Genomic DNA, 2,133 nt, shown 5'->3' with positions numbered 1-2,133 from the left:
TGTTAACGCCAACCCAAAACAGGGCCATTAGTGCCATTTGAAAACAGGGCCACTTGTTGTTCGTTCTATTGTGCCGTACCGGCGGCGGGTTGGTGTTTTTTGAGTCGGTAGCTGTTGCCTTTGAGGCTGATGACGTCGGCGTGGTGGACGATCCGGTCGATCATGGCCGAGGCGATGGTCAGGTCCCCGAAGACGTCGCCCCAGCGGGCGAAGGGTAGGTTGGACGTCAGGATCATCGAGGCGTGTTCGTAGCGGCTGGAGACCAGCTGGAAGAACAGGTTGGCGGCGTCCTGGTCAAACGGGATATAGCCTACTTCGTCGATTATGAGGAGCCCGTAGCGGCGTAGTTTCACCAGTTCCTGGGCGAGTTTCCCGCGGGAATGAGCCTCCTGCAGCCGGGCGACCCAGCCGGTCGCGGAGTCGAAGAGGACCCTGTGCCCGGCCTTGGCTGCCTTGATGCCGATTCCGACCGCGAGATGGGTTTTGCCGGTGCCGGGAGGCCCGAGCAGGACCACGTTCTTGGCCTCGGCAAGGAAGACGCCGGTGCCCAGATGCGCGATAAGGTTCCGGTCCGCGGAGGGCTGGTGGTCGAAGTTGAACTCCTCGAGGTCCTTGTGCGCCGGGAACCTCGCGGCTTTGATCCGGGTCGCCGCTCCGGAGGCTTCGCGTTCGGAGACTTCACGGGAGAGCACGGCGGCCAGGTACTCCTCGTGCGACCAGCCGGCGTCCCGGGCCTGGTCCCCGAGACGGCGGAACCCATCGCTGATCCGTGGCGCGCGCAGAGCCCGGGCGTAGTACTCGATCTGTGACGGTGTCCCGGTCATGAGACCACCTCCAGGACCAGGTTCGGCTGCTGGCCGAGGTCGATGCCGAAGATCTCGTCATAGGCGGCCAGATCCCGCACCTCCACAGATTCTGGCGGTTCGGGACGGCGCACCCGCTGGGTCCGGAAGTCCCGGCGCATCACCGCCGCGCGGGCCACGTGGGCCGGATCGGTCACCACCAGATGCCGGGCCCAGGCCCGGACGTGCGTGGCGATGATGACGCCGTCATGGGTGACCCAGACAGTGTCCAGATCAGCGATGACATCAACGATCCGCCCAATGAACGACGGGTCCACGGAATAGTCGTTGGAGAACACCCGCACGTAGTAATCCCGTGGCAGCCGCACCGCGTTGCGGAACGCCGTTTCCGGGCTTACCGGCGGCAGTTCCCGCATCCTTTCCCGGTCCAGGACGATCAGCTCGTCAGGGCGGCCGTGGCGGGACCGGGAGTACCGGTGGTTGGCCTTGGGCAGCCAGTCCTCCAGCTGGCCGTTGAAATCCACTGGTGAGCGGAAGTCCCGGCCCGGCATGAAGCGTTGCCGGAAGAACCTGTTCATCCGCTCGACCATGCCCTTGGACTCCGGATCCCGCGGCGGCAGCAGCTTGATCTCCAGCCCGAGGGACCCGGCGAACGCGGCCACCGGCTGGGTGGGCCGGCGCCGGCCGATGCCGGACTCGTTGTCCCACAGCAGCCGGGACGGAACAGCCTGCGCGTCCTGGAGAAGAGTCCACATTCCGCCCAAAAGGTCCGGCGTCGTCCGTGAGGGCAGCATCCGTGCCTGGACGAATCCCGAGAACGCCGAAGTCATCACCAGCACCGGTGGCGTGTCGTTCTGGCCTGCACCGACGGGCAGCGGCTCGTGCGGGAACCAGAGATCGCACTGGACCTGGAACCCCGGCTCGTGGACCAGACGGTCAGCCGGGTCCGGCGGCGCATATTCAGGCCGGATCGCGGCGACCTTCGCCCGGAACAGCGACGCGGAACCGGACCAGCCCACCCGCTCCGCGAGCGTTGCGGCCGGCATCGTCGGCGTCTTCACCAACAGCTCCCGCACCCTGGGAGCAAACGCATCAAAACTCGATACTCCGGCCGCCCGCTGGTACTTCGGAGCCCGGTCCGACTCCAGCGCCCGGTCAACCGTTCCGCGGGAAACCCCCACGATCCTGCCGATCTCACGCTTCGAGTGCTTGCCCGTCGAAAACAGGTGGCGTATCTCCGCCCAATCATCCAAATTGATCACCTTCCATGATGGTCGGTGGCCCTATTTTCAGTTGGCGTTTCTGGCCCTATTTTCGGTTGGCGTTAACA

Annotated in this window: 2 protein-coding genes; both read right to left on the bottom strand. The window is 65.2% G+C overall.

Translation table 11 applies throughout. The features are described from left to right. Positions 1-65 precede the first annotated feature (65 nt). On the bottom strand, positions 66-824 hold the full coding sequence (istB, locus tag RCH15_RS18960) for an IS21-like element helper ATPase IstB (protein ID WP_326962202.1): 759 nt from the start codon (positions 822-824) through the stop codon (positions 66-68). After that, a complete protein-coding gene (gene istA, locus RCH15_RS18955) occupies positions 821-2,065 on the bottom strand; it encodes an IS21 family transposase (protein WP_326962201.1) in 1,245 nt (414 codons plus the stop codon). Before istA ends, istB begins: the two co-directional genes overlap by 4 nt. Positions 2,066-2,133 lie beyond the last annotated feature (68 nt).

Origin of the sequence: Arthrobacter sp. MP_M4, assembly GCF_035984855.1 — a bacterium.
GTDB lineage: Bacteria > Actinomycetota > Actinomycetes > Actinomycetales > Micrococcaceae > Arthrobacter.
This window is presented reverse-complemented; position numbering and strand designations above follow the sequence as displayed.